The following is a 22,285-nucleotide window of genomic DNA, read 5'->3' as shown; positions in this document are numbered from 1 at the left end:
GGCCGTCAGTCATGAAACCGCACTGCTGGTCAGCCTGTTTTGCAAAGTACCGGATGCCCTGTTCTGGAAGGAGGTATATGCAGCTATACCCAGGGTATAGACGACTATGGATGGTGATGGATAGGTCGATTCAGGGGGACTCCAGCAATTTGCGCATCCGTGCCAGATGTGCCAGTGCGACATCTCTGTTCGCCGCAGACGGCTGCGATGGGGCGGGGGCTTCACGTGATTTGGTGGTAGGCGTTGTTTGTGTGTTGTCCTTCTGCCCTGCCCAGGCTCGGAAGTTACCGCGTAGGGCTTTCTGGATGATGCCGAACAGATAGCCTGCGGGGTTGCGAATGGTGGTTGTCGTGCAGCGAGCATCCCATTCGTCAAGAATGGATTGGTGCAGATTGGCTTCAACCGACTGTAATGCGGTCAGCGCACCGGATTGCTGCTCAGCCTTGAGTGCCATAAAGCGCTCAGGGAAATGCAGCATCCCAAGTTCTTGCGCACGCGGTACTGTAAGTATTTTTTTATTATTTTCTTTTATATGTACTGTACTTATGTTCTTCGGATTCCGAAGTGTGCTGATTTTGCTGGTGCTTAGGCCTGGTTTGGAATCCGAAGTCAGGTCGCCATGATTCCGAAGAGGGGGCGTTGTCCCTTCTTCGGAATTATGATCGTTCATATCCTGTGGGTAACGTGAATCCATGCGCCAGCCCTGTGCGGCCAGACGCTGTGTCAGCACCTGCAATCGGGTTGGCAGTACCTGGCCGCTGAGCATCGAGTCCTGGGACATCTCCTGTAGCGTATACACGCTGACACGCTGGACAGACTTGCTGGCATGAACCAGAGACTGGCTGACCAGCGCCAGGTAGTTGGCGTCAAGCTGGATTGCCTCATAGGGGGTGAGTGGTTCATCGTGAAGAACATAGAGGTTGCCCAGAATACGCCCTGTGCGCGGATCACGCCTGCGCCTGACTAGGCTGATCCATCGGGTCAGGCGCAGCATCGTCAGGGTACGTGCGACCGTTTCGTGAGACGCTCGGGCAGCACCAGGTATGGACGATAGCCAGGGAGCGAGCTGATCGTACGTTGGCATTGCGGTGATACCATTTTCTGCGAGCATCAGCCGGAAAACTTGCCAGCCGTTGCGTTCAAGCGGGGTCAGCCGTCTATCCATCAGTAATGCCCGTGGCACACTGTCGTGGTGATTGCCACTGAAGAGGAAACCATCCGTTGCTGCAGGTGATGAGGTGTATTTAACTGGCTTCGCAGATTGCGGTTGCAGATGAGAGAAAGCCTGGTCGAACAGTTCATTCAGCCGGATGGGGCGGTTTATGCGTGGCTGGCCTCCTGCCATCAGGCCTGTCCTTCGTCAATCCACCCGCATATGGCGCTCCAGATAACGGACAGAGGCAGCTCGGTAGCCTCTGCGAGATCCGCTGCAATACCCAGCATATCCATATCGTCATTGAGTGCCACTTTCTGCGATTTAACCGCAACAGACCATCTGTACCACAGATTGGTATCTTGTTCTTCGGTCAAAACCGGATGGCGGCCTTTCCTTTTTGGCAATCCGATAACACTGCGGCGCAACGCTATTTCCTGATGGGTGAGTCCGAAGAACTTGCTGATAAGCTCGGTGCTGGCTCTCAGGCGCAGGAGTCGGTCGATTTTGACTACCTCTTCGGTTACACCATCGACCTGATGCAGTAGCCGACGTAGCACATCTCGATTGACTACTACGGAGCACCAGGGCACGTTGGCGTTGGCCAGCACGCTTGCCATAGCAGGATGTTTCAGTGCATCAAGGTCGGTGTCATCGAATCCCATGGACTTGGCTCTGCGCAATTGGCCATTGCGCAGATCATGTAGTGCTTGCGCGATGACAGCTTGATTTAGAGGGTGCGGACCGGTCATGGCGGTACTCCTCATGATCTGGGGATGACATCGCTGTCATCCTGTGTGCCGTTCTCAATGTCGATCAGTCTGCGGGTTAGCCGTAGCAATCGGAACAGCTTCACCAGTGCGCTGTCATTGAGCCGCTGCGGCGCATTGTTTACGTCATTGCTCGCGTCCAGTATCCCCTGCAACAAATACCCGAGTAGTCCGAGTTGGATCGAAGACTCAGTATCTGAAGGCGGATATGTGGCTGGCAGATAAGGGGTGCTGAGGGCGTGCAGCAGCACCAGCACCATGGATGCTGACGTATTTGTATTGACACAGCCATTGGCGTACTTGCAACTGAATCCGATGCCGTTTTCGTATGGCTCGATAAGATCCTGCGCACCGACTTCGTGGGCAATTTCTGTTGCAAACTGCGCAATGTGGGTGCGTAGTCGAGAAGGCTCATCCAGTGATGTATCAATGTGCCAGATATCGGTGATCGGATACAGGCTATCGACCTGGATAGGGATGGATTGCAAGACATTGCACTTGAAGTCCGGCAAGGTCTCTCCAGTATGATCAGCGACTAAACGCTGAATCGACTGCAGCCGTTCAGTTGTGCTGGCAGGAGAGACAACACGCTGTTGTATCAGTGCGGCATGCTCGTTGTTTCCTGTCGCAGATTTGTCCTGTGAGGTGTGGACGGCAGGTTCAGTCGGGGACGATGTCGGTTGTGTAGATTCCTTGCTGGCCGTCGATGGCAGTATGTTCCTGGCGTTTGTGGATTCCGATGTGACCTCGGGCGGCGTTACGGGTAATGGCATCTTCTCTTGCAGAATAGATCCCCGTGGTTCAGTCGATGGTGCTTCATTGCTGAGTAGCTGCCAACGCCGATCGGCGTCGGTGATTTTGAATGCCAGCGTGTCGTATTCCATATCCAGTAGATCGGCCATTTGTCCGATCAACTCATCTTGTACGCGCTGGACACTGAAATTGCCGGGTGTACTGTCGAACATCACCAATACATCCTGGAACAAGGTGGTGAAGTCGATGTTACGGTGCGTGTTGGTGCCGTGAACAGCCCAGGCCCGCTCAGCCGCGCGTCGTAAGCCGGTCAACTGCTCTACTTGATGTCTTCCCAGCCCCGCATAAAGAACAGTAGGGATAGCCGGAAGCAGGTATTGAATGGCCTCTTGCATGCGACTGATATGAGGCTGGGGGACAGGGTAGCCATCGGACTTGAGAAGGCGTGCTAGCTCTGACTGTGACAGTACTTTCCCTGTCTCTTGTTCATAGAGCTCCCGTGCGTTATTGACACCTAGGGCTCGTTCGATAAATGACAGGCCACCGTGCAGTTCGTCTTCGGCCAGATGCCCTGTCAATGCGATGATTTCACCGCGTTTCGACCATGGACGGAACAGGCACGGAATACGGAAAAAGCGTTCATCCCTAGTCTCAGTCCACAGCTCGCGCAGGATCGATAGTCTGGTATTGCCCCCGCTGCGAATGATATAGCCCTTTGCCCCTGGGCGCTGAGTTATGGAGGGCGGTGAGTCGAGCCCGCGCTCGCGTATTGAGGCTTTGATCTCGTCGTAGAGTGGGTTACGGGTCAGACGAGGATCGAGCTCATAGGGTGACAGTTCGTCTAGCGTAATAACCATCGAGGTTTCTACAACTGGTGAGCTTAACATTCCTGCAATTGGTGCTTTGCTCGCGAAGTCTTCGCTCAGCAGCTTGTTGGTAAGGTCTTGTACAGAAATATCAGGCATGATGACCTCCCTCTTCAGGAGAGGCAAATTGGTTTTGTACGCGCCGTAGCAAGGCGCGTGGATTGTACCCAGCACGATAGTCGCTGATCGTAGAACGGGTGAAAATGGGTGACATATCAGGTTTGGTGAACGTCAAATGTCCGCCAGAAGTACACACAATTCCCCGGCCTTCCTGCAGTGCGATTTCGAACAGTGGCAATAGTTGCTTGTGGCTCCGGGATAATTCATGGGCATGGAACATGGTGACCCCTCCATGGTTTTTCCGGTAATGCAGTAGTTTTGCCGCTCTCACCTTTTGTTGGACTAGCAACAATTATTTGCATGGCCTGCTCCTTATCGTATGGCTGGGGCAGTCAGATGCGTTCTTTCAGACGGTCAGTGATCCACTGATCAATCTCAACCGAATCCCAGCCAACCGCCCGTACACCAAGACTTATTGGTTTGGGAAAGCGACCTTCTTTCATCAGGTTATATATATGGGCGCGTTTGAATCCGGTTTTAGACTCAACCTCTGGACGACGTAAAATACGGCGTTCTGGCAATGGTGTCGTGTTTTCTGCGTTCACTATTGTCACTCCTTAGTGCTTGGTAGCGTTTATGAGATGTGATTACTATTAAAAAGACCTCATCATTCCGTTTCATCAAACAATAGGGATGTACTAGTTACGGTTTCTTAGCTGACTTAAAAAAGAGATTGCTGGATATATTTGCCAGCATTTATCTGGACTTTCGTCCAGCAATGTTTATGAAGAATAAATGGCGGTACAGTGCTTCTGTTGTCGGTGTTTTTGCGAATGAAATAGAACCCAGTTCAATGGGTTCTATTGTGTCGTTAACCAAACTGAAAATGTCAGATTTCATGTGAATTAAATGATTGCTTAATATTCATTTGGTTAATTGACGTTGAATGGACTGCATCACAACGTTAACGGATAATGAAGGTATCAGCCACTAACTGTGCTGGTCGTATGATAGACAAATAAAGTAAGACATTAACTGATGCAACTTACCCATCCTAAGGCACTTCTTTGGGCGCTGCCTGCATGTGAGCGGGCTGCAATTCGCCAATTTCAAGTGCACGTTTGATAAAACGCTCCAACTCCGGCGAGTAATATTTTTCCGTCGTGATGATATTGGTCGATGAGTCTGGGATATCGTAAGATGTTGCCCGTATAATTATATTCGGGTGGTTATACAATGAGAGTTGTGACTCAAGACCAATGCCGATACCGTATCCGGCAGCCACTAGCATGAGCATCGCTTCGTGGCCGGAAATGTACTCGGCAATATTAGGTTGTGGTAAGAACGCATCATTAAACCAGCGCCGGATGGTGTTATACCCTCCTGCGCATTGTTCTGGATGGCATAAGATCAGAGGATAGCGAAACGCTTCGGCGACAGAAATAAGCTCTAAAGAAAGCAGAGGATGATTACGTGGAATAGCGACTGCGGGACGTTCACTCCAGACTGAATGTTTGATGTAGCCAGAGGGGGTGATATCGTCAATAGTGAACCCGGCATCAATCTGGTCGTGGGCCAGAGCTTGAAGCATTTCGTTGACGGACATCTCAGTGATACGTATCTCTGTACGAGGTTCTTCTTCTCGGCATTGGGCAAATAGTTGTGTCAGCCGGGGTTGAGCTAGGCTGTCACATAAGCCTATACGAAGCCTGCCTCTGTAACCTTTTGCTGCAGAATGCACGCGTGTTTTGGCGTTTTCGATAAAGCTAACAATGCGCTGAGCTTCCTCGCGGAATACCTCCCCAGGCCAGGTCAGCCGAATACGACCTTTATTACGGTGCAGTAACTGAACGCCTAACTGTTGCTCCAGTTCTTTAATCGCACGGGATAGTGGTGATGGTTCTATATGAACTCTGGCGGCGGCTCTTGCGAAGTTCTGTTCTTGTGCAACAACCAGAAAATAATGCAGGTGACGGATCCTCATGTTTTATCGCTCCTTTTTATAAGTAACTTGTGCTTCTGAAACAACAGAAGGACTAATTTGTTTTTGTTATCTGGTGCTAGTAATCCATTCCCTATTCTATGATGGTTTCACTTATGCAAATCAATGAGAATTTTGCTAAATATTACGCGGAGGGAGAAGTAAAGATATAATCAATTATAGAGAAAGTGTTGGTGTTTTTTTAATCAGTTTTCTTTGGGGTTGTTGTTGTTAATTCAGTATCGATGACTCTAGTACTGTGGGGTATAGTATTTGTCGATGAAAAATCACTCTGAATAATACCTGGAGAATTATTAAACCCCGAATAATATCGCGGGGTTTAATAAATGATTTAATTTATTTTATGATGGGCCCATTCAAAGAATGGATGTGCTTGTGATTTTATTAATGATTGGGATAATCTCGTGTAGATTATTGGCATTGACTACATCAATAGGAGATTGGTTGTTTAGCTTTTTTATTTTATTGGATAAAGCTTGATAAACTGTCCATGAGTCTACTTTTTCTGATAATTTAAGTACTGATTGAATCAATTTTTGTTTTATGGGGTCAAGTTGCCAATCAGGGATTCGTTGCCCACGATTGCCAATGTTTATTGTTAATAGTTTATTTGCTTTTATCTCCCGGTTAATTTGGTCTCGAGATTTACCAGCCAGTTTAGCGAATTGGGATACTGATAGATTGTGCGGCTTTTCGTATATATTAAGCATGTCGATGCGTTTTTTTTGTATTTCCGTGATAATCTCTCCTGGGTCATTTTCCTCACAGGGTTTTGATGGTAAGGGCGAAAGTCGTTTAAATACTGTTCCATTTTTATTTTCTCCATCAGTTGTAACTCTAGGAGTAGAGGTAATTGCTGGAATTGTTGTTGCCAGTGGTGATATTGGTAAATCCCTATCTGTATCCAGCACGGTAGGAATGCCAGCGATATAGATAGTCAAATGCTCCAGTGCTGATTCAGTAAATCCTTGCTCTAATAAGTCTAGTCTGTCAGCCCAATCTTGCATCATGCGTCGTCGTGGTTCTACATAGTTAGCATGGTTATATGCTGAGCTAACTTTATTCGGATCTGAATGAGAAAGTTGAGCATCAACCCACACTTTGGGGTAACCGATTTCGTTTAGCGCTGTTGACATTGTGCCACGTATACCATGACCTGTTAGTTTATCTTTATACCCCATACGCTTTAGCGCATTATTGAGAGTGTTTTCACTGATACGCTCTTTGGGGTTATAGTAATGTGGCAATAGGTAGTGCTGGGCTGGTTTAACTTTTTCTATTAAATATCTTATTATTTCAATTGCTTGTGCAGACAAAGGTACAATATAAGGAGGGATGTCTTGTGGCCGTTTTCTGTTTTTTCGCATGCTTTTTTGTAGTTGCTTCACCTCTTCGGGAGGAATAAGCCAAAGACCACGCTCTAAATCGAACTGCTCTGGTGTAGCGAGACGTAATTCACCAGTGCGAACGCCGGTAAGAAACAGTAAGCGAATACCAAGTTGTGTAGTTTCATTCCCTGAGTATTTACGTAATTTACATAAAAACGACGGTAACTCTGACATATGTAAAAATGGATTGTGAATCTCTGGCGGTTTTGGTAGAGCAACTTCTTTCAGATCCATTGCAGGGTTAATGTCAAGACCATCTATTTTCACCACAGCGAAACGAAATAATTGCCCAAGCCAACTGCGTGCTTTTTCTGCTGTTGTAAATGCTCTGCGTTGTTCAATCTTGGATAAGATTTTCAATAGATCTATACGGCGGATATCATAAACTGATCTTTTGCCAATTTGGGGCAATATATCATTATTAAATGTGCGATGAATCTGGGAAAGGGTACCTTTTTTATCTTCCTTTAGTTCTAGAGATCTATATTCAACCCATTTATTGAACACAGATTCAAAATCATTTTCGACAGCGAGTTGTATAGCATAGCGTTTTTGTTTGCGATTAGCCTGAGGATTTATTCCCGTATCTAACAAAGCTCTTGTTTCATCCCGCAGGTTTCTGGCTTCTTGTAGTGACACTTTGGGGTAGGTGCCAAGAGATAGGCGTTGTTGTTTACCTAGCCAGTAATAGCGGAAATGCCAAGACTTCCCACCACTTGATGTGACGTAAAGGGAAAGGCCATTATCATCTGGAATTGTATAGGCTTTGCCAATCGCTTTTGCTTGGCGAACAGCTATAGCAGAAAGTACCATGATCGTCGCTCCTGATAAGGACCAGAGCTGGATTTTTGTTCACGATGGTGCTGCCTAACAGTAACAATCTGGAACCGAAATCACCCGCATTCAAATGGACTTAAATGTGTACTTAAAGTCATCGGATTTGAGTGGACGTCGATAGATTATACTGGAACAAAGAAGATGGAATTTTTCTTCTTTTCAGTGTGTTATAGACACTGGTAGATGTCTATAGAACATGAATTGGTACGACCAAGTGGACTCGAACCACCGACCCCCACCATGTCAAGGTGGTGCTCTAACCAACTGAGCTATGGTCGTACTGTGTATAGTATCAATCAATTAGTTGATTAGATACGTTTTTTGACACTCCCGCTGGAGGAGTGGGCGCTATTATGGCGTTGTCCTCCCGTGATGGCAAGTGCTTTATTACCGCTTTTTTACTGAGTGCTGAATGTTTGTGCGGCACAGTTCCTACGAGTCATTTCTCTTGATAGCGCATCGCATCGATAAACAGGGCAAATGCCGTGGGGTGCTGTTTGCGTGTCGGATAATAAAGGTAGTAGCCGGGAAACGGCGCGCACCATTCTTCCAGCACTCGCGTCAGGGTGCCCGCTTTAAGTTCCTGGCAAACCGCATCTTCCGGCACGCAAGCGAGGCCGAAACCGTGGCATGCGGCATCAATGCGCTGGCGCAAACTGTTGAATGTTAACTGTCCATCCACGCGCACCCGCATTTCGCGACCGGCATGCGCAAACTCCCAGGCATACAATCCCCCTAACGTAGGCAAACGCATATTAATGCAACGGTGTTGCTGCAACGCCTGAGGGGATGAGGGCACGCCGTTGCGCTCAAGGTAGTCGGGCGAACCGACAACGGCCATGCGCATCTCCGGGCTGATACGCACCGCCACCATGTCTTTTGCCACCTGTTCGCCCAGACGAATGCCTGCATCGAAGCGCTCGCTGACAATATCGGTGAGTGCGTTATCAACCGTAATTTCAATATTGATATCCGGGTAGGTGGCGAGGAACGATTTCAGTATGGGCCATAGCACATAATCGGCGGCATGTTCACCCGCTGTGATACGGATATTGCCCGCCGGACGCGCACGCATGTCGCGTAGCGCGATGAGTTCGTTTTCAATGTCGACCAGATGGGGTTCAATACGGCTTGCGAGTTGCTCGCCGACCTCGGTTGGCGCGACGCTGCGTGTGGTGCGAGTGAGCAATCGCAGTTCCAGACGCTCTTCCAGACTGCGTACCGAATGGCTCAGCGCGGATTGCGATACCCCAAGATGAGCGGCAGCTTTGGTAAAGCTGCGCTCTCTGGCAACCGCCAAAAAGGACAGCAGATCGTTGAAATTTTCTTTCAGCATGTGGCCTTCCGGTTTGCGCCACCGGCGTGGTGCAGCGGCGCGTCTATCAAAGGATTACTGTGCGCTGGGTGCAGGCAGTGAGGCCATATCGATGACAAAACGGTAACGCACATCGGCGTGTTCCATACGTTCGAATGCTTCGTTGATCTGGTCCATCCGAATCATTTCACAGTCGGGCAGGATCTGTTTTTTCGCACAGAAATCAAGCATCTCCTGCGTTTCACGGATGCCGCCAATCAGCGATCCGGCGATGCGTCGGCGTCCGAGGATCAACGGCACCGTGGTCGGTTCTGCCAGCGGGCCAACTTGTCCCACCAACACCAGCGTGCCATCGACTTTCAACAGGGACATGTAGGGGTTAACGTCGTGCTTGACCGGAACGGTATCGATGATCAGATCGAAATGGGATTGTGCGGCCGCCATGGCGGCGCTGTCGCTGGAGACCAGCAACCGATCTGCCCCAAGCGATAACGCATCGGCTTCTTTGCTGTTGGTGCGACTCATTACCGTGACATCTGCGCCGAGACCTGCCGCCAGCTTGACGGCCATATGGCCTAAACCGCCCAGCCCAATGACGCCAACCCGGCTGCCGGGACCGACATTCCACGTGCGTAACGGAGAGTAGGTGGTAATGCCCGCGCACAGCAGTGGCGCGACATGCGCCAGCGTCAGAGTATCCGGTACGCGCAGCACAAACTCTTCACGCACCACTAAATGCTTGGCATAGCCACCGTAGGTGTTTTCTCCGGTGATGCGATCGGGCGCGTTATAGGTATCGGTTCTGCCGTTGGTGCAAAACTGCTCCTCACCCTGATGGCAATGGTCGCACTCTTGGCAACTGTCGACCAGACAGCCCACTGCAACCGCATCGCCCACGCGAAAACGGGTAACGTCTGGGCCGACGTGGGTGACGCGTCCAACTATCTCGTGGCCGGGCACGGCGGGGTACTGTGTCCACCCCCAGTCATTGCGTGCCGTATGTAAATCCGAGTGACACACGCCGCAGTATAAAATTTCCATAGCAACATCATTGGCGCGCAGGGCGCGGCGCTCAAAGGTGAACGGGGCAAGCGGCGTGCTGGGGCTCAGTGCGGCGTAACCGATGGTTTTCATGATTGGCTCTCTGTGTGGCGTATTGACGGTTTGCGTCGAAATAAAAAGGTGATGCGGCGTGTCATCAGCGTGTATCGCCGTGTTATGGCGGCGCGAAACGGTATGATATTGAGCGTATCGCATCGCGTAATCCGATACCAGATAGCAAAATATGCATACACCAATGAGTATAATTCATGAATCTCGATGCGATGCATGCGCTTTTCTTCTTATGCGCTGCCGTGGTGATGGTATTTCGCATACAAAGAAATAAATGGCTTACATCAGTCATGGATAGGGTGACGCAATAATCGTGCGGTATTTCCCCACACGTGGGTTGTGCGCGCCATTCTGGTAACGCTGGCCGTCTATTTTGCAACCGGTACGTCGGCGAACCGGGTGGTATACGCGGGGGACAACATGTTGCGCTTCATCGCCCAGGGCTGCTGAATACCTTGCCCGGCGAACCATATAGACCCTTTTCCCGAGGTATTTACGTGGTCAATAACCTGCATGAGCGTTGCGCTATTGGCCTGCGGTTGGTTGGTATCAAACAAATTAAGCTGGGCGGTGCCCTGGCTGTAAAAATCGCTCAGCATGACGCCGGCTTTCATGTAACGGTGTCCGTTGGTCCAGATACGATCGAGCGCCTGGGTGGCTATGCGAATAATGTCGCGCGTGTCGCTGGTGGGAATACTCACTTTGCCGGAAGCCTGATTGCCATAGAAGGTTTCACTACCAGCGTGTGGGCTGGTACGCAAAAACACGCTAACCTGACAGCAATATTGCCGTTCCTGCCGTAGTTTCTCGGCAGCGCGCTCAGCGTAGGCGCAGATAGCCTCATGCATGTCATTATAATCAGTGATGCGATAACCAAATGAACGGCTACAGACAATCTGCTGTTTTGTTGGTGCAAATTCATCCAGCTCGAGGCAAGGCTCGCCGCGCAATTCACGCACGGTGCGTTCCAGCACCACGTTAAAGTGCTTGCGAATCAGCCAGGTTGGGCTTTCCGCCAGGTTCAGTGCCGTTTCTATGCCCATCAGATTGAGTTTTTTACTGATGCGCCGACCCACGCCCCACACCTCGTTGACGGGCACCAGTGACAGCAATTTGCGCTGCCGATCGGTGTTCGACAAATCCACTACACCGCCTGTTTTTCTCCACACTTTGGCAGCATGATTTGCCAGCTTGGCCAACGTCTTGGTTTGTGCAATGCCGACGCCGACCGGCAGCCCGATCTCTTTATGCACTTTTTGTTGGATCTGTTGGCCTAACAGGGCAAGAGGGGTTGCGTTGCTGACGTCGGACAAATCCATAAAGGCCTCATCGATCGAATAGATTTCCAGCGTTGGCGTTAACTCAAACAACGTGGCCATAACGCGGTTACTCATGTCGGCATAGAGGGTGTAGTTAGAACTGAACACGGCGATTTGCGCATCGGGAAACGCTTTTTTCATCATGAAATAGGGCGCTGCCATTTTTATCCCCAGCGCTTTGGCCTCTCGTGAACGAGATATCACGCAACCGTCATTGTTGGATACCACCACCACTGGTTTTCCGCGCAGGTCCGGACGAAACAGGGTTTCACAGGAGGTATAGAAGTTATTGACGTCGATAAGGGCGAACATAGTGGGGATCTCTGTATGTGTGTTTATATACAGTATGTTTGTAGAGTAAAGCGATCAAGCGGTATTGCATGTGCTGCCAGCAATCCATTGATAGGGTGGGATAACTATTTTTATTCACTGCCGATATGGGCAAATGACACGGTGCTCCCTGATGGCCCCCGTGGGCAAAATCGATTAGCATGTCCGTAACTTTTTCGCCCTGTGCATTCACTGCTGCTGAGACGTTAACGGCCACGATGAGCAAACTGGATTACATAAAGCATTACCCATCAGAACTGATCGCGAGTGTTGATAGCTTGCTGCAATCTGGCAAGCTGGCTGCGGTCATTACACAAAAGTACCCCGTGCCGCATACGGTGACGAATGACAAACAGCTCTACGACTATGTTAACGGTATAAAAAATCGCTATCTGAAAAAGGAAAGTGCGCTTGCCAAAATTATTTATGACGGTGCGTTAAATCCCGTTAAAGGCACGCTCGGTACCAATACCTTTATCTCAAAAAATCATGGCGGGAAGTTAAAAGCCAAGAATGAAATCAAGATATCGACCCTGTTCAGGAATGCGCCTGAAGCCTTTTTGCGTATGATCGTGGTGCATGAACTGGCACACCTGCGTGAGAAGGACCACAACAAAGCTTTTTATCAGCTCTGTTGCCACATGGAGCCTGACTACCACCAGTACGAATTTGACATGCGTTTGTGGTTGATTTGCAGAGAAGAAGGGCTGATTTAACCGAATATCATGCGCCGAGCGATAGGCGCATTTCTCTTTTCCTTCCCGCTAGCGCATCGCCTTTACCGTAAAGGTGACCACGCCGAAGATCTCAAGCGCTTCCTCATGCTGAAAGTGTATCGGTGAATAGTCTGTATTATGCGGCACCAATTGCAGAGAAGGGCGGGTGCGCAACTCTTTAACGGTAAACTCGCCGTTCACGGCGGCCACAATGATATCACCGTGCTGTGCCGTCAATGCCCGATCAACCACCAGTAAGTCGCCGTCGCCAATGCCGGCATCAATCATTGAATCACCGCTGACGCGAATAAAGTAAGTGGCATTGGGGTGTTTGATCACCAGTTGATTGATGTCGAGTCTGTCTTCCACGTAGTCCTGCGCCGGGCTGGGGAAACCGCAGGGGACGTGTTCGATAAAAAAGGGCAACGAAGCAGCATTGACGCTGAGGCGTAGAGGCAGTACGGGCGTGGATAACAGCATGATGATTTTCTCTATATGTGTATATAAATACAGTATATATGCAATACCCATCGATCAAGCGGTTTTCTGATAGTTTCCTGTAATGGACTATTATACCGAGTGATTTACAGGCAAAGTTTGTGTGGTGACGCTTTCTCCAGTTTGATGTACTCGAAATACTAGCAATAAACGCTTTTCTACGGTGTCTATCGGTAACGGTTTGCAGGCATAGTCATTGATGTCAAAGGGTTATTGGTGTGATACAGGGTATTGAAAACTGGAGGATGAATTTTGTTGCTGCTAACCTTTGTCCATGAACGTGTCTTTTAGCGGACATATTACAGCCGCGATCGTCCGTTGAATTCGGGGAGCAGCGTGGTGTGTTTAGGAAAAACGGTGATACGTGAGAAGCGCCTTGTCTGGTATCTTACCTACTGTTATGCCTTTCCCTGATGATGGGAAGATTGAAACACCTATTTTTTCTAAGAGTCTGGGTCTTATGCTGTCTACATTGATTTACCGAAGCCGTGCAAGCCGAATCTTTGATCCGTCGCTGCTCGATGCACTCGTGGCGCAGTCTCAGGCGCGTAATATGACGCTGCAACTGACCGGCATTCTGATCTTTGATGGCAGTCATTTTCTTCAGATTTTAGAAGGTGACCCCGAAGCCGTGAATCAGGTGTATGACACAATCTGCAACGATCCTCGCCATGACGGTGTGATTGAGTTGATGCGTGATTATGCGGCGAAGCGCCGTTTTATCAATATGGGCATGGCGCTGTTTGATTTACGCCATGACAAGCCTGGTGCCGTGCTGCGAGCGGTGATAAAAACTGGCGCGCTGCGTTATAATCTGGTGAGTGATGACCGGGTTTATAAATTTATTCGTACCTTTGTTGAAGGTCGTTGGAAGAAACAACTGGCCTACAGCACTGAACCTGAATCCTGGGGCTTCTTGGCAGAGGCGCCGCCGTTTGCCACTCCGCCAGAACAGTCGTTTTTGGGGCAACCTTGCCAGTTCGCGTTGCAACCCATTGTTGAGCCGCTGCGTGGGCAAATCAGCTCGTTTGAAGCGCTGATCCGTGGTCCGAACGGTGAATCACCGCTGGATTATTTCGCGTCGATTCCGCCCGACAAACTGCATGAAACCGATCTTTCCTCCAAAGCGTGGGCGCTGGCGCTGGCGAAAAATATCAATATTGGCAGCCATAAAATTTCTATTAACCTGCTGCCGATGTCGCTGGTCAAGGTGCCGAATGCCGTTGATATTTTACTGGAGCAGATCGACCGCAATGGCCTGGTGCCTGAACAGGTCATCGTTGAAGTGACGGAGGATGAAGTCATTTCCAGTTTCGACGCCTTTTCCTCTGCTATCCAGCAATTACGTTCGGCAGGGATTGGTGTGGCTATCGATGACTTTGGTGCAGGTTTTGCCGGGCTATCGCTGCTCGCGAAGTTTCAGCCCGGCAAAATCAAAATTGATCGCAGCATCGTAACGGATATTCATGCACATGGGCCCAAACAGGCGATTGTTCAAGCCATTGTTAAATGTTGCGCGGAGTTGGAGATCAGTGTCGTTGCTGAAGGGGTGGAAACGGTGGAAGAGTGGTGCTGGTTAGAAGCAGCAGGCATTAGGCGTTTTCAGGGATTCCTTTTTGCCAAGCCCAAACTCAATGGTGCACCGGCTATTTATTGGCCGCACCGGCGGGGCTAGGTGTCGTGTCTCTAGATATTATTCCCGTACCAGTCGGGTGATCGCTAGCAGAATTTTTTCCCGACTCATGGGGTGGCGATTAAAAAAGTTATGAATGGTATACCCCTCAATTAACACATCCAGCGTCCATGCTGTTTCCTCGTTAAAATGGCGGTGTAATGCAGTCCTGCTGCGTGACATCCACTCTTGCAACAGCGCGCGGTAGGTTTCCTGGCGCGAAGCCAGTGCATAGAGTTCAAAGCTTAACGTCAGGTGGTTTGGCGTTGCCCAGATATTCCCGCAAATCAGATCCGCGACGGCTTCACAGGCTCCGTCGATCTCTTTTGCTTGTGCCAGACGCTGATGGAAAGCGTGAGAAATTTCGTCAATCATAAAGGTAAACGCGTCAATCAGCAGCGCATCAATGCTTTTATAGCGATAGGTTAAGGTGCCCAAAGAGAGCTGCGCCCGCGCCGCCACCCGGCGATATGTAGTACCGCGTACACCGTGTTCAAGGATGACGTCTAACGCGGCTTGCGCGATCCTGGTGGCTGTATCTGTTACGATATCTGTCCGATCGCACGAGGCGGTCATCTTTTGCTCCTTATTCTCCATTGCTGCTGCGCTGGACTCCACGGCATTCTAAGCTATTCGCTACCTTGAGGCGATAAACCCTGTTGTTAACGCTCAGATTTTTATGTCGGGTTATTGCACTTAATGCGTCGTTTTATCCGTTATTGCAGTCTGTGATATTCATCAAACTTATAAGTGAAAATTTTTTCATTTTAGTTAAATGATTAACAATCATTATCTTATGGTGATTTTAACTTTTTAAATGATATCTTATGAGATTTTATTCATAGATGGTACTGTTGCCGCGCTGAGTAAGCCCTTATTCTGAACCGGTAATCCAATCTTGAAAGCCAAGACCCGAGAATGTCTTGGTATTTGAGAGAGTGGTGTTGGGATCGGTCAAAGGAGTGGATTTTGAATAATGCGATTGCATTTTATACCAATAAGAAAGTGGTATTTTTACTGGCGACACTCTGTTGCCTGCTGTGGGGAAGTTCTTATCCGGCGATAAAAAATGGTTATGCGCTTTTTCATATCGCTGATGGCGATATTCCGGGGAAACTGCTATTTGCCGGTTACCGCTTTGCGATTGCAGGCATCTTGTTGCTGTTGCTGGCAAAAGTACGCGGGTGTTCTCTGACGCAGCTACTGCCGGGCCAACCGAAACAGTTGGTGATCCTGGGTTTAAGCCAGACCGCCGTGCAATACACGCTATTTTATATAGGTCTGGCTCACACCACCGGGGTTAACGGGTCGATCATGAATGCCACCCAGACATTTTTCAGCGTGCTGTTGGCGCATTATTTGTACAACAATGACAAATTAAGCATCAATAAAAGCGTTGGCTGTCTGGTAGGGTTTATCGGTGTCGCCATCGTGAATATTAACGGACTGGGTGATTTCACGTTTACGCTGATGGGTGACGGTTTCATCGTGATTTCGGCATTTTTAATCTCTGCGGCAAGCATTTACGGTAAACGCATTTCTGCTGCCATGGATGCAACTATGATGACAGGCTACCAATTAACCCTTGGTGGCGTCGTTATGATTGTGGCGGGTTATCTGTTGGGCGGTAATATTCGTATCGAAAGCGGCACGGCCTGCATGGTATTGCTTTATCTGGTGTTGATTTCGTCGGTGAGTTTTGCTTTGTGGAGCCAACTGCTGAAATACAACAAAGTGGGGGTGCTTGCGCCGTTTAACTTCCTGATCCCGGTTGCTGGCGTGCTGCTCTCCGCACTGTTTTTGGGCGAGAAAATGCTGGAATGGCGCTACGCCATTGCGCTGGTGCTGGTGTGTGTTGGTATCGGAATGGTCAATCGTCAGGCATGGAAGCCGTCATCGACATAAACATTGCTCAGTTTTCCGTTGGTGCCAGGCAAAAAGGCACCAACGGTGAGGTTAAAACGCACCACGCGTCAGGCCGGATGCTTCACCGGGGTCTTTTTCTCACTGGCTGCAGAGGTGCAGAAAAACGCCAGGATCACCATGCACAATACCGGCAGCATGGCGATGCGCAGCCCGGCATGTTCGCCAATAAAGCCCAGTGCTGGCGGCCCGACCAGAAAAGCGATGTAGCCGAGAATGGCTGCAAGGGTGACGCGCACCGAGCGGTTTTCACCCGTAGCACCTGCGGCAGAAATGGTGAGCGGAAAGCCCAACGATGCGCCAATTCCCCATAGGATAACCGCGAGGGCGGCAAGCCACTGTGCGTGCGTTACAATAATCAGCCCCAACCCCACGGCGGCTGAAATCGCGCTGAATTTGAGAATAGCAGTACGGCCAAATTGGTTGACGATGTAACTGCCTGCAAAACGCCCGGCGGTCATACCCGCGGCGAACCCGACAAAGAACAGAGAGCCTGATGTATGGCTGAAACCATGCGCATCGATCATCAACAACGGCAGCCAGTCATTGGCAGAGCCTTCCGCCAGCGCCATCGCTAAAATCACTACGCCCAGCAGCATTAGACGCGTGTCTTTCAGTTCATGAATCACCTGCGCTTTATAGCTGCGATGCTCACTGTGTTGCTCTGCTACGAGGGCGCTTGCCCACGGCATATGAGTAAATTGCACTGCAAGCGTCAGTGCAGTCAGGCTGATGATGATGCCAAAATGGAGGTTGATACTGATGTTCAGTGCGGTCATCCCCATGCCGATCAGTGCGCCAACCAGCGTGCCCAGGCTGAAAAAGCCGTGCAGTGTGGTCATGATGACCTGATTGATATGCTGTTCAAATGCGGCACCTTCAATATTTAAGGCAATATCAATCATGCCCAGCCCCATGCCAAACAGCGCCAGCGCACAAAACGCTACAGGTTGATTTGCCAGTAAAAGCGCTACGGCCAGCAGCAGGAAACCGATAGCCAGCAGCATAAAACCCGCTAGCGCTACGCGGCGGATGCCGTACTTGTTGATAAGCTTACCTGACCAGAGGATTCCCACCATAGAACCGCAGGAAAAACCAAACAAAATCAATCCGAAAACCTCAGTAGACGCATGCAGCGTGTCTCGAATCAACGGCGTTCGGGTGATCCAAGAACTCCAGGCGAAGCCAGGTAAAAACATCAGCGAAAATAACGCCATTTTCTGGCGCAGAACGGATGAAGACATAACAATCAACCTTACTCACATTATCGGGTTGCACAACTTGTATCGCAGTCAGTGTGATTATTGACCGGGAATGAATATTCACCACCAAGAATTGTTTCTTGTGTGTCGTACATTTGTACGAGTGAGTGTTGCATATCCTTCTGCGATTGTCAGCTATCAGGTCTTTTTATTTGTTATGCCATGAGGTGAAAACATGTGAGTGCGACAAGAGCTGCGCGCGCCCACGTGATGGAAAAAATGCAGGCGGACAGCCTCGCCAGCGTGGTCAACAAATTCTATAAAACCGCGCCGGCATAGCCGTAAGGTTAACCGTCTGCGCCGGGCTATCAGTTGTAGGTTACCGCCACATTGGCGGAGGCAGTAACCGGGCCGGTAGGCAATGTGGCTCCACCTGAGCACAACCGCCAGGTAATTTGGTTGGCATACGTTTGGTTGAGCTCGCTGGCGCCAAGCACACCAACGTTGATGTCAGCGTAATTAAAACTGACGCCAGTAGTGGCATCACAAGTGCCGCTGCCGGTAACGCCGTTACCGATCTCTCCCGTGATATACCCTCCTCCTTGGTCTAATGCCAACCGTGCAGTGTTGTTGTTATACAACTTGCCACTGAATTGCACGTTGATATTGGTATCGATGGTGTCAGGTGCATCCTGATTACAAGTAACAGTGAGCGGAGCTGTGAGGTTAGCCAACTCAGCGAATTGTGTGATATTGCGCGCAGCGGTGCCGAAGTTGACACTGGTGGTGGTGGCGATTGAGCAGGCGATAGCAGTCACTCGTAGAGTGGTAAAAGGGAATATATTCCGTGTAATACTGTCATTACTCACGAAGGAAGCAGCATACATTGGCGGGAGTGTATAATTACCGGTCTGTTGCGTGCCGTCGGTTACTATTGCCCAGGTTCCATTCATTGATAGATTCTGCTGAAGATTAGGATTAATGTTAGAAAAATTTAAGCACCATGCGCGGCCTGCTGGCGCAACACCATTTCCACCCGCACCTCCCGTTATTGTTCCTTGGGTGCCTTGCAGCCCAATAGTTCCGCTCATTGTGTGGTAAATTAAACCGGTGCCTGTATAGGTGTTTACACGAAAATCTGCATTTGGGGCTAACCCAATACCTGGCGCAATAGGCAGCACCTCTATCCCATTAATGGTCGTGAGATCTGTCGTTCTTATACACTCTGTTGTTACGTTGGTTACGGATGCAGCCCCTCCTGTTGTTGGTATATTTGTTGGCGCGCTCATGAACAGGGTTCCTGATGCAGTAAAATTCGCCCCCTGCCACACCACGCCTGATCCTTTGCCAATCGTCAGCGTATTGGCCTGCAAAGCCTGAGAGGCAAACAACACCAACCACGCGGCGATGTCGGCCGTTTTCCTGATAGCCATAACGTGGCTCATGTCTCACCTCATTCGCAGCGTACGGTCAGTGACCGTATCGGGTTAGTCGACGTGGGGTTGGGCAGTTTGCTGAGATCAAATTTTGCCCGGCACTGTTGCTGTTGTTCTCGTCCCCAATTAACGTTCAGCGTGCCGCGCTCCGGCAAACCGCTCATATAGACCTGGCCGTCATCGCCGACAATGCCGGTATTGATGTCATCGTTCTGCGTGCCATCTACCGCAGCGAGTGCACCAAAGGGCACGCTGCCAGTGGGCAACTGCAATGTGATCAACGCCTGATAACCGATGCGGGTGGCGAAGTTGGCTAACACCACCGCCCCTTTGGTGGGGTAAAGGTTCAGGCTGGACTGGGTGATATCCACGTCATCCGGCAACGTTGCCGGGTTAAGATCGATACTGTTGCGCTGGTAGTTCGACATGTAGGGCACCAGCGCATAGCCGCGGCTGTCGGTCTGCACGTTGCCTTGCATAATGCTGACGCCGCCCGCGCCGGGGGCGCTGACCAATGCCGCAGAACTGCCTATCATCTGGCCCAGCGTCACCCCCTCGGGATGAGCAACCACGGAACCGCTGCCGCCCAGATTAAGCGAGCGATTGTTGCGGCTATAGCTATAACCGAGGGTGGCGTTGCCTTTGCTACCCTGGTAGCTGGTGTTTAACGTGCTGGTGCTGTTATTTTGATCGTTTGACCACCCCTGCATGACGCTGTAACTCAGACGATCGTCCAGTGTGCTGCCGCTGAGACCCGCTTGCTGCTGTACGCGACCGTGATTGTCGTGTGTCATTTGGTAGCTGGCATAGAGACGATTTAACGAGGCGGATGAACTAAACACGCTCATCGGTACTTGCACGTTTACCGAGAACTGACGATTTTCCGGCCAGCTATTGTTGCTTTTAATCCTGTCGATGCTGTAGGCAAGACCATAACTGACACCGCGATAGTTACCGTTGTAACCGGCAGAGAGCGTGTTCATCACATTTTCATTGCCCCAGTAATCGGTGCGCACGCCGGAGAGGTAAAATGAACCATTGCCTCCGACCTGCTGGCTGACCCGCATCTCAAAGCTGGATCGCTGACGCGTCAGCGCCCAAGGGACCTGACCATAGCTAAGCCGATGCCCCAGACTATTGAAATCGGTAAAGTTGTAGTAGTGCTCGGTGGAATAACGGTAAGCCGCCAGATCAAGCGTTGTGCCGGTTTCTTGTACGCTTTTCGCATAGCGAACCCGGTATGAAGCGCCGTGCTTGCGATCGTTCTGCTGCGGTAATGTTGTGCTCGATGTGGTGACGTCCGCAGAAAGCGCTCCCCATGCGCCTAATGAGATACCCGAACCCGCCACCAGCGACAGATAGTCATTGGCAAACAGGCCGCCGCCGTACAGCGTGATATGCTGTGGCAGACCGTAAATCGCGGTGCCGGAAACGAACGTTGCCTCCTGAGAGTTAACGGTGATACCGCCGTTGTAGCGTCCTGCGGTCACTTCATATTTCAGGCTGCCCGGACGCCGCATCACCGGAAGGGACGCGGCTGTTACCGTTTGGGTACGCACTGAGCCATCCGCTTCGGCGATGGTCACCGTAAGATCGCCCGACTGGCCCGTCTGAAACAGATCGCTGATGCGAAATGGCCCCGGGGGCACGAAGGTCTGGTAAACCACGTTGCCATTCTGGCTCACGGTGACGCGGGCATTGGTTTGCGCAATACCACTGATCACTGGTGCAAAGCCCCGCTGGCTGATCGGTAGCATGTCATCGTTGGAGTTAAGTTTGACGCCGCGGAAGGGGACGCTGTTGAGCACGTCATTGCTGGTGGTGCTTTCGCCCAGCAATATTTCAGAACGCCAAGGCGTAATATCCCTTTGCAAGTATGTGTTGGTGAATTGCGTATTTTGGTTGCTTTGTCGATCTTCGTCATGTTGGCTGATGCTGTTACGTGTATACGTCATTGTGCTACGTAACCGCCATGCGTCGAGATTGATCCCTGCACGCAGGTTGGCGAACAGGTTAGTCTGCGTCTGTTTATCCATGCCATACTGTGCGTCTTGCCAGTTGCGCCCGCCGTTAACGGTGTAATTCAGTAAAAAAGCCGGAATACCGTGGTCCCATAGCGCAGGATCGACGGCACCGCGGATATTGGGGCTCAGTGCAATCTGCGGGATGCTGAGATCCAACCGTAACTGGTTAAAGTTAAAACGGACATAGGCGTCTGGAATCAGTGCCGGCAGGTTTTCCACGGGTTTTTCCGCCGGCAAACGCGTGAAAGCAGGTAGAGCTTGCGTGTTTATACCGAGCTCGTGCAGCATCGCGGGGGTGAGTTCTGGTTCTATTTTACCCTGCGCATTCGCACTGAAGACCAGCGTGTGTTGCCCCTGATCCAATTGGTTGACGAAGACATTAACCATATAAGTGCCGGGAGGAATACTCCCGGACTTTTCGAACACGCTAAGATCGGTCGTGGTTAACTGTGCGCCACCCAATGAAAGCAGACCCGGATCGAAGTAGTCCTGCGCCCACACGTTGCCTGTCGTTAATAAATACACGCCAACCAGAGGAGATAGGGGGAATGTGTTGATGTATTGTTCTTGTTTTCGCATTGTTGAGAACTCTAAGTCACAAAGAATTAGCTACTGTTTGGCAGCGTAAGGGGAATGCGCTACAAGGTGCGTTGCTCGACCTCTGTATTCCACCCATCTTCGTCAATCAACTGCCAGACGACATCTTTTCCCATAGCGTCAGGCGGTAATGCATAAAATTGTTTGCCAAAGGGGGGCACCATCAACCGCAGTTGGGCTTTGCTCAGCGCGTGGGTGCCGACTTTCAATCGAGAAAAGGTTAGCCAGTAGGGTGTGGGATTATCAGCAACCAGTCGGTTTCCCTCGCGTTTAAAACGCAGTTTGGGTGCCATTTCGGCGACAGCTTGTTT

The 22,285-nt window shown here is 50.3% G+C and carries 19 protein-coding genes and 1 tRNA gene; 3 read left to right on the top strand and 17 right to left on the bottom strand.

Annotated features, from left to right (window positions below):
* Nucleotides 1-130: 130 nt before the first annotated feature.
* The 11 genes from J5224_RS02695 to umuC form a co-directional block, all read right to left on the bottom strand.
* On the bottom strand, nucleotides 131-1,345 hold the full coding sequence (locus J5224_RS02695) for an STY4528 family pathogenicity island replication protein (protein ID WP_264623891.1): 1,215 nt from the start codon (nucleotides 1,343-1,345) through the stop codon (nucleotides 131-133).
* Nucleotides 1,345-1,905 carry a DUF2857 domain-containing protein gene (locus J5224_RS02690; protein WP_264623890.1) on the bottom strand — a complete coding sequence of 187 codons (561 nt, stop codon included), beginning with the start codon at nucleotides 1,903-1,905 and terminating at the stop codon, nucleotides 1,345-1,347. Before J5224_RS02690 ends, J5224_RS02695 begins: the two co-directional genes overlap by 1 nt.
* A gap of 11 nt (nucleotides 1,906-1,916) precedes the next feature.
* Nucleotides 1,917-3,641 (bottom strand): ParB family protein, encoded by a 1,725-nt coding sequence (locus tag J5224_RS02685; RefSeq protein WP_264623889.1) that lies wholly within the window; start codon nucleotides 3,639-3,641, stop codon nucleotides 1,917-1,919.
* The gene (locus tag J5224_RS02680; protein ID WP_264623888.1) at nucleotides 3,634-3,882 is read right to left on the bottom strand and encodes a type II toxin-antitoxin system HicA family toxin; all 249 of its coding nucleotides are present in this window, start codon (nucleotides 3,880-3,882) and stop codon (nucleotides 3,634-3,636) included. The genes J5224_RS02685 and J5224_RS02680 overlap by 8 nt, the downstream gene beginning before the upstream one ends.
* 112 nt (nucleotides 3,883-3,994) lie before the next feature.
* Nucleotides 3,995-4,207, bottom strand: coding sequence for an AlpA family transcriptional regulator (locus tag J5224_RS02675; protein WP_264623887.1), 213 nt, complete (start codon nucleotides 4,205-4,207; stop codon nucleotides 3,995-3,997).
* Nucleotides 4,208-4,656: 449 nt separating this feature from the next.
* A complete protein-coding gene (locus J5224_RS02670; protein WP_264623886.1) occupies nucleotides 4,657-5,586 on the bottom strand; it encodes a LysR family transcriptional regulator in 930 nt (309 codons plus the stop codon).
* A gap of 374 nt (nucleotides 5,587-5,960) precedes the next feature.
* Nucleotides 5,961-7,805, bottom strand: coding sequence for a tyrosine-type recombinase/integrase (locus J5224_RS02665; RefSeq protein WP_264623885.1), 1,845 nt, complete (start codon nucleotides 7,803-7,805; stop codon nucleotides 5,961-5,963).
* 226 nt (nucleotides 7,806-8,031) lie between these two features.
* A tRNA-Val gene (locus J5224_RS02660) sits at nucleotides 8,032-8,108 on the bottom strand.
* Between the two features lie 160 nt (nucleotides 8,109-8,268).
* Nucleotides 8,269-9,165 (bottom strand): LysR family transcriptional regulator, encoded by an 897-nt coding sequence (locus J5224_RS02655; protein ID WP_264623884.1) that lies wholly within the window; start codon nucleotides 9,163-9,165, stop codon nucleotides 8,269-8,271.
* A gap of 54 nt (nucleotides 9,166-9,219) precedes the next feature.
* Nucleotides 9,220-10,278: an NAD(P)-dependent alcohol dehydrogenase gene (locus tag J5224_RS02650; protein ID WP_319802413.1), complete on the bottom strand. Its 1,059-nt coding sequence runs from the start codon at nucleotides 10,276-10,278 to the stop codon at nucleotides 9,220-9,222.
* 347 nt (nucleotides 10,279-10,625) lie between these two features.
* Complete coding sequence (umuC, locus tag J5224_RS02645) at nucleotides 10,626-11,888, bottom strand: translesion error-prone DNA polymerase V subunit UmuC (RefSeq protein ID WP_264623883.1); 1,263 nt, start codon at nucleotides 11,886-11,888, stop codon at nucleotides 10,626-10,628.
* Between the two features lie 236 nt (nucleotides 11,889-12,124).
* Between umuC and J5224_RS02640 the strand changes: the two genes are divergently transcribed.
* Complete coding sequence (locus tag J5224_RS02640; RefSeq protein ID WP_264624063.1) at nucleotides 12,125-12,622, top strand: M48 family metallopeptidase; 498 nt, start codon at nucleotides 12,125-12,127, stop codon at nucleotides 12,620-12,622.
* A gap of 48 nt (nucleotides 12,623-12,670) precedes the next feature.
* Here the strand turns inward: J5224_RS02640 and umuD are convergent, their stop codons facing one another.
* A complete protein-coding gene (gene umuD / locus J5224_RS02635; RefSeq protein ID WP_264623882.1) occupies nucleotides 12,671-13,102 on the bottom strand; it encodes a translesion error-prone DNA polymerase V autoproteolytic subunit in 432 nt (143 codons plus the stop codon).
* A 478-nt stretch (nucleotides 13,103-13,580) separates the two neighbouring features.
* Between umuD and J5224_RS02630 the strand changes: the two genes are divergently transcribed.
* Nucleotides 13,581-14,795, top strand: coding sequence for a diguanylate phosphodiesterase (locus tag J5224_RS02630; protein WP_264623881.1), 1,215 nt, complete (start codon nucleotides 13,581-13,583; stop codon nucleotides 14,793-14,795).
* Between the two features lie 18 nt (nucleotides 14,796-14,813).
* On the opposite strand, the gene J5224_RS02625 is transcribed toward J5224_RS02630, so the two are convergent.
* Nucleotides 14,814-15,368, bottom strand: a complete 555-nt coding sequence (locus tag J5224_RS02625) for a TetR/AcrR family transcriptional regulator (RefSeq protein WP_264623880.1) — start codon at nucleotides 15,366-15,368, stop codon at nucleotides 14,814-14,816.
* A gap of 393 nt (nucleotides 15,369-15,761) precedes the next feature.
* Between J5224_RS02625 and J5224_RS02620 the strand changes: the two genes are divergently transcribed.
* Complete coding sequence (locus J5224_RS02620; protein WP_264623879.1) at nucleotides 15,762-16,697, top strand: DMT family transporter; 936 nt, start codon at nucleotides 15,762-15,764, stop codon at nucleotides 16,695-16,697.
* Nucleotides 16,698-16,765: 68 nt separating this feature from the next.
* Here J5224_RS02620 and J5224_RS02615 read toward each other — a convergent pair whose 3' ends face one another.
* The 4 genes from J5224_RS02615 to J5224_RS02600 form a co-directional block, all read right to left on the bottom strand.
* Nucleotides 16,766-17,959, bottom strand: coding sequence for an MFS transporter (locus tag J5224_RS02615; RefSeq protein ID WP_264623878.1), 1,194 nt, complete (start codon nucleotides 17,957-17,959; stop codon nucleotides 16,766-16,768).
* 326 nt (nucleotides 17,960-18,285) lie between these two features.
* A complete protein-coding gene (locus tag J5224_RS02610; RefSeq protein WP_264623877.1) occupies nucleotides 18,286-19,362 on the bottom strand; it encodes a hypothetical protein in 1,077 nt (358 codons plus the stop codon).
* 8 nt (nucleotides 19,363-19,370) lie between these two features.
* A complete protein-coding gene (locus tag J5224_RS02605) occupies nucleotides 19,371-21,902 on the bottom strand; it encodes a fimbria/pilus outer membrane usher protein (protein ID WP_264623876.1) in 2,532 nt (843 codons plus the stop codon).
* 113 nt (nucleotides 21,903-22,015) lie between these two features.
* Nucleotides 22,016-22,285 (bottom strand): molecular chaperone (locus J5224_RS02600; RefSeq protein WP_413544636.1); only part of this gene is annotated, 270 nt, incomplete at its 5' end.

The organism is Candidatus Symbiopectobacterium sp. NZEC135 (assembly GCF_025962695.1).
Note: the sequence above shows the minus strand (reverse complement) of the source record. Positions and strands in the feature narration are given on the sequence as shown.